The organism is Vibrio sp. CDRSL-10 TSBA (genome assembly GCA_039696685.1).
Classification (GTDB): domain Bacteria; phylum Pseudomonadota; class Gammaproteobacteria; order Enterobacterales; family Vibrionaceae; genus Vibrio.
In genome coordinates, this window is the sequence record CP155565.1 from 1,490,259 (window position 1) to 1,496,258 (window position 6,000).

Annotated in this window: 4 protein-coding genes and 2 pseudogenes; 5 read left to right on the top strand and 1 reads right to left on the bottom strand. The window is 50.9% G+C overall.

The features are described 5' to 3' along the window. Positions 1 to 125 precede the first annotated feature (125 nt). Complete coding sequence (locus ABDK09_07300; GenBank protein XAW87899.1) at positions 126 to 389, bottom strand: DUF3012 domain-containing protein; 264 nt, start codon at positions 387 to 389, stop codon at positions 126 to 128. Between the two features lie 413 nt (positions 390 to 802). On the opposite strand from ABDK09_07300, the gene rbsD reads away from it, so the two are divergent. The 5 genes and pseudogenes from rbsD (at position 803) to rbsK (ending at position 5,932) form a co-directional block, all read left to right on the top strand. After that, complete coding sequence (gene rbsD / locus ABDK09_07305) at positions 803 to 1,222, top strand: D-ribose pyranase (protein XAW87900.1); 420 nt, start codon at positions 803 to 805, stop codon at positions 1,220 to 1,222. 27 nt (positions 1,223 to 1,249) lie between these two features. Then, positions 1,250 to 2,759: pseudogene (gene rbsA, locus ABDK09_07310) on the top strand (ribose ABC transporter ATP-binding protein RbsA). An 11-nt stretch (positions 2,760 to 2,770) separates the two neighbouring features. Beyond that, complete coding sequence (gene rbsC / locus ABDK09_07315) at positions 2,771 to 3,739, top strand: ribose ABC transporter permease (protein ID XAW88484.1); 969 nt, start codon at positions 2,771 to 2,773, stop codon at positions 3,737 to 3,739. A gap of 178 nt (positions 3,740 to 3,917) precedes the next feature. Continuing rightward, positions 3,918 to 4,796: a ribose ABC transporter substrate-binding protein RbsB gene (gene rbsB, locus ABDK09_07320; GenBank protein ID XAW87901.1), complete on the top strand. Its 879-nt coding sequence runs from the start codon at positions 3,918 to 3,920 to the stop codon at positions 4,794 to 4,796. 214 nt (positions 4,797 to 5,010) lie between these two features. Further along, a pseudogene (gene rbsK / locus ABDK09_07325) lies at positions 5,011 to 5,932 on the top strand (ribokinase). Positions 5,933 to 6,000 lie beyond the last annotated feature (68 nt).

Sequence of the window (6,000 nt, forward strand, 5' to 3'; positions counted from 1 at the left end):
ATGAAAGAATACGATTTTTATGAAACTTCGATTGATTTATTTTAATCAGCGATGGCTTTAAAAACAACGCCGCCCGATCCTCATGGTATCCGGCGGCGTTTTGCGCTCTTTAGCTCACTTTCTTATTAGAAAATGCAGTGCTTGGCGTAGGACGTTGCTTCGTTTGCACTCCAGTCGCCTTTAGGTTTGGCGTCCATTGCTTCACACCATTGCGGAGTGCCGACTTCTTGCTGGAACAGACAGTGCTTGGCAAAATCGACGGCGTTTTGCGCGCTCCATTCATTGGTTGGTTTATCACGCATCTCTTCACACCAGCCGCTGCTGCCGACTTCGTTTTCACAGCCGGCCAGGGCCAATGCTGCCAAGATTACCACGGCGAATTTTTTCATTATAAATCTTCCTTTACGCTATCTAAGCTTGCTGCGCGCCACTATACCGAAACCGGCCTCAGTTGTGTTAAATCTCCGCCAAATATCTGCGTTTAAGCGCAATTCGATGCATTTTAGCCGGTGTTAGCCCCATATGCAGATAGGGTGATTGGCTATGATGTTGCGTGTTCTGCACCAAATTATGACATATGTGCACCAAACCGGATGTTGATGATAGAACTCTCAGTGATCATTCTCACTGTTTATTAACTCTGTCAGCTGAATTGGACGATCTAACTCACAGTCTGTTTTGCTGCCGGGTGCAATTCAAAAACCGAAAGAATAGGATGCCATCGAAACGTTTCGATGACTGTTTCCTGAGCGAGCTGCCAACGCAGAAACAGCCCAACGTAAGCGCATAAAAAGGTAAAACGATGAAAAAAAGTACCCTACTCAATTCCGATCTGTCCTACCTGGTTTCAACACTGGGTCATACCGATGAAATCACCATTTGTGATGCAGGTTTACCGATCGCAGAAGAATCACAACGTATTGATCTTGCACTGACTCATGGTGTTCCGGGTTTCCTGCAAACGGTGCAGGCCATTCTGTCTGAATCACAGATTGAAGGCGTGGTCATGGCGCAAGAATTTGCCGATGTGAGCCCGGAGCTGCACGCGGCGCTTCTCGATGAACTTAAAAACGAGGAAGCGCGTTGTGGCAAGAGCATTGCCATCAGCTACGTTTCTCACGAAGAGTTTAAGGCGCGCACCCACTACAGCCGCGCCGTAGTCAGAACCGGAGAATGCACACCGTACGCCAACGTTATTTTCCAGGCTGGTGTTGTTTTTTAATCCGCCAAACTCGATTGAGGACTCATTATGACTCAACCAATTCTGGCTCTCAGCAAGATTGAAAAAGCCTTTCCTGGTGTCAAAGCGTTGGATAAAGCGAGCCTGAATGTTTATCCGGGGCGCGTGATGGCGCTGATGGGAGAAAACGGTGCAGGTAAATCGACGCTGATGAAAGTACTGACTGGTATCTATTCCAAAGATGCCGGCACGATAGAATATCAGGCACAAACTGCCAGCTTCAAAGGACCACGCGATTCACAGCACGCCGGTATCAGCATCATTCACCAGGAAACTTAACCTGATTCCTGAGCTGACCATTGCTGAAAACATCTATCTGGGCCGTGAAAAGACCGGTGCGATGGGGCGGATTCTGTGGGCGAAAATGTATGCTGATGCCGACAAATTGCTGGCTCGCCTGAACGTCAAACACAGTTCGAAAACCTTGCTGGGCGATTTAAGCCTGGGTGAACAACAGATGGTGGAAATCGCCAAAGCGCTGTCGTTTGAGTCCAAGGTGATCATCATGGATGAGCCGACCGATGCGCTGACCGATACTGAAACTGAATCGCTGTTCAGTGTGATCCGCGAGCTGCGTGAGCAGGGCTGTGGCATCGTGTATATCTCACACCGCCTGAAAGAAATTTTTGAAATCTGCGATGACATCACCGTGCTGCGCGATGGCAAATTCATCGGAGAATGCCGGGTTGAGGATACTAACGAAGACGGACTGATCGAAATGATGGTTGGCCGTAAGCTGGAAGAGCAATACCCGCGTATCGATGTCCATCCGAGTAATGATATCTGTCTGGAAGTGATTGGCCTGACTGGTTCGGGCGTGCATGACGTCAGTTTCAACCTCAAACGCGGTGAGATCTTGGGCGTTTCTGGTCTGATGGGTGCAGGCCGTACTGAACTGATGAAAGTGATTTACGGTGCGCTGCCGTCTGAACGCGGTGTGATCAATCTTAACGGCAAAACGGTCAATCCGGTCAGCCCGCAAGATGGTCTGGCAAACGGAATCGCGTATATATCCGAAGACCGCAAAGGTGATGGCCTGGTGCTGGGGCTGTCAGTGAAAGAGAACATGTCGTTGTGCGCACTGGATAAGCTCAGTAAAGGCGTACAAATCCAGCATAGCGAAGAAGTGATTGCGGTGCAGGATTTCATCCAGCTGTTCAATATCAAAACACCGTCACGGGATCAGATCATCGGCAACCTGTCTGGTGGTAACCAGCAGAAAGTCGCGATTGCCAAAGGGCTGATGACCCGGCCAAAAGTGCTGATCCTGGATGAGCCGACCCGCGGTGTGGATGTCGGCGCGAAAAAAGAAATCTACCAACTGATTAATAAATTCAAAGCAGAAGGCATGAGCATCATTTTGGTGTCGTCTGAAATGCCGGAAGTGCTGGGGATGAGCGATCGGATTCTGGTGATGCACGAGGGTCGCATCAGCGGGGAATTCGATGCCGCCCAGGCCAACCAAGAAAATTTACTGGCGTGTGCCGTTGGCAAGACGTTAAACGAGGACGCAGCATGAGTAGCAAAACCATGACCGATTCATCCCCAAACAGCGGTAAGAAGCTGCTGAGTAAAGAGTGGCTGATTGAGCAAAAATCACTGATTGCACTACTGTTTCTGGTAGTGGTGGTCTCCTTTTTAAATCCCAACTTTTTTACGGTTGATAACCTGCTTAACATTCTGCGTCAGACGTCAGTCAATGCGATTATTGCGGTCGGTATGACCCTGGTTATTCTGACGGCCGGTATTGATCTGAGTGTCGGTTCGGTGCTGGCGCTGTGTGGCGCGTTTGCAGCCAGCCTGATTGCGATGGAGGTCCCGGTGTTTGTCGCGGTGCCGACTGCCTTGTTGGCGGGTGCGGTACTGGGTGGCATCAGCGGTATTATTATCGCCAAGGGTAAAGTACAGGCGTTTATTGCTACTCTGGTGACCATGACTTTGCTGCGTGGTGTGACCATGGTGTACACCGACGGGCGTCCTATTTCGACCGGTTTTACTGATACCGCGGATGCGTTTGCCTGGTTTGGTACCGGTTATGCGCTCGGTATTCCGGTACCGGTATGGTTGATGGTGGTTGTGTTTGCTGCGGTCTGGTATCTGCTGAATCACACCCGTTTTGGTCGCTACGTGTATGCTCTGGGTGGTAATGAGTCAGCAACCCGCTTGTCTGGTATCAACGTTGACCGGGTAAAAATGGGTGTGTACGCGATTTGTGGCGCTCTGGCGGCACTGGCTGGCATCATCGTTACCTCTCGTCTGTCGTCAGCGCAGCCCACGGCGGGTATGGGTTACGAGCTGGACGCGATTGCAGCGGTAGTGCTGGGTGGTACCAGCCTGATGGGCGGTAAAGGCCGTATTATGGGGACTCTGGTCGGCGCGCTGATCATCGGCTTCCTTAACAACGCCCTTAACCTGCTCGATGTTTCGTCTTACTACCAGATGATCGCTAAAGCGGTGGTTATTCTGCTGGCGGTACTGGTCGACAACAAGAACAAGTAATTCCAAGCGTTCCAAAGCAAGCGGTTATCAATCGAGGTTAGAGGAGTAACCGCTTGAAAATAAATAGTTAAGCTTGATGTATAAGTAAAACTTTAAAATAACTGTGAAACTTTAACATGTATGTGAAACACCGGGCTCAGTCTTACTGAACCGGCCCCCTACAATAAGGACGATGAAAATGAAAAAACTCGCAACCTTGATTTCTGCTGCTCTTCTTTCTTCAACCGTTTCTGTTTCAGCTCAGGCTCAGGACACTGTCGCTATCGTGCTTTCGACGCTGAACAACCCGTTTTTTGTATCGATGAAAGATGGCGCAGAAGCCAAAGCACAGGAACTGGGTTACAACCTGATTGTGCTTGATTCACAAAATGACCCGAGCAAAGAGCTGTCGAACGTGGAGGACCTGACTGTTCGTGGTGTGAAAGCGATCCTGATTAACCCAACGGATTCTGACGCGGTTTCCAATGCTATTCGCATTGCCAACAATTCCAACATTCCGGTTCTGACCCTGGATCGTGGTGCAAGCCGCGGTAAAGTAGTCAGCCACATTGCGTCTGACAACGTGGTTGGCGGCGAAATGGCAGGTCACTACATCATGGAAAAAGTGGGTGAGAAGGCAAAAGTGATTCAACTGGAAGGTATTGCCGGTACGTCTGCAGCGCGTGAGCGTGGTGAAGGTTTCATGAACGCGGTGAATGGCAGCGAAATGCAGCTGATGGCCAGTCAGCCTGCTGACTTCGACCGTACTAAAGGCCTGAACGTAATGGAAAACCTGCTGGCAGCCAACCCGGATGTCCAGGCTGTGTTCGCACAGAACGATGAGATGGCGCTGGGCGCACTGCGCGCAGTACAGGCGTCAGGTAAAGACGTCGTTATCGTTGGCTTTGACGGTACTGACGACGGCATCGCCGCGGTTAAACGTGGCAAACTGGCAGCCACTGTGGCTCAGCAACCGGATCTGATTGGTGCGCTTGGCGTAGAGACTGCCGATCAAGTTCTGAAAGGTGAACAAGTGGATGAGTACATCCCGGTTCCGCTGAAAATCATCGCTGAATAAGCGGCGTTGATTTGATTGTTGTTACTGCTCTCCCTGTGCGGGAGAGCAGTGCAGACAGCTTTAATGCTTCTGAGCGGGTAACATCCCCCTTTATGCTGGCGTTTCGTCTCTGTGGGTTGTCGGTCTTTTCTGCAACAGACTCAAGCATTAAATCTCTCTGTTTCTCAATCATTTATCCATTTTCTTACTTCCTATCAGACTGAGGATAACCTTTATGAACAAGTTGGTGGTATTAGGTAGTGTCAATGCTGACCATGTTCTTCAAGTGCCTTCATTTCCTCGCCCAGGCGAGACGCTGCACGGTCGCAACTATCAAGTTATCCCAGGTGGCAAAGGGGCCAATCAGGCCGTAGCGGCTGCCCGTTTGAATGCCGACATCGGTTTTATTGCCTGTGTGGGTGACGATCCGTTCGGGATCAATATTCGTGAAAGCTTTAAGCTCGACGGCATGGACATCAGCGCCATCAAGATGCAGCCAAACTGTCCGACTGGCATTGCGATGATTCAGGTGTCAGACAGCGGCGAAAACACCATCTGTCTGTCGGCGGAAGCCAACGCCAAGCTGACTGCACAGGTTATTGAAGGCGATTTAGAACGTATTCGCGCCGCCAATTATCTGCTGATGCAACTGGAAACCCCGATGGATGGAATCGTTGCTGCGGCTCAGGCCGCCAAGCAGGCGCGTACGAACGTGATTCTCAACCCGGCACCTGCGCAGGCACTGCCGGATGAACTGCTAAGCTGTGTGGATGTGATTACGCCAAACGAAACCGAAGCTGAAGTGCTGACCGGAATCACCGTCAATGATGATGAGTCAGCGCAGCAGGCCGCCAATGCTCTGCACGCTAAAGGGATTGAAATCGTGATGATTACCCTGGGCGCTAAAGGTGTCTGGCTGAGCCAGAAACGGCCGCGGCGAAATTATCCCTGGCTTTCGTGTTCAGGCGACCGATACCACAGCTGCCGGTGATACCTTCAACGGCGCCTTGGTGACTGGCTTGCTGGAAGATATGCCGCTAGAATCGGCGATTCGTTTTGCCCATGCCGCGGCGGCGATTTCGGTGACCCGATTTGGTGCCCAGACCTCGATTCCGCGCCGCGAAGAAGTTGAAGCGTTTCTGTCTCAGCAAGCGTAAGCGAGCGGACAATCGGCAAGTTCTTAGCTTGGGCAGGAAAGCAGAATAAGCGTACAGGAGAAAATGAC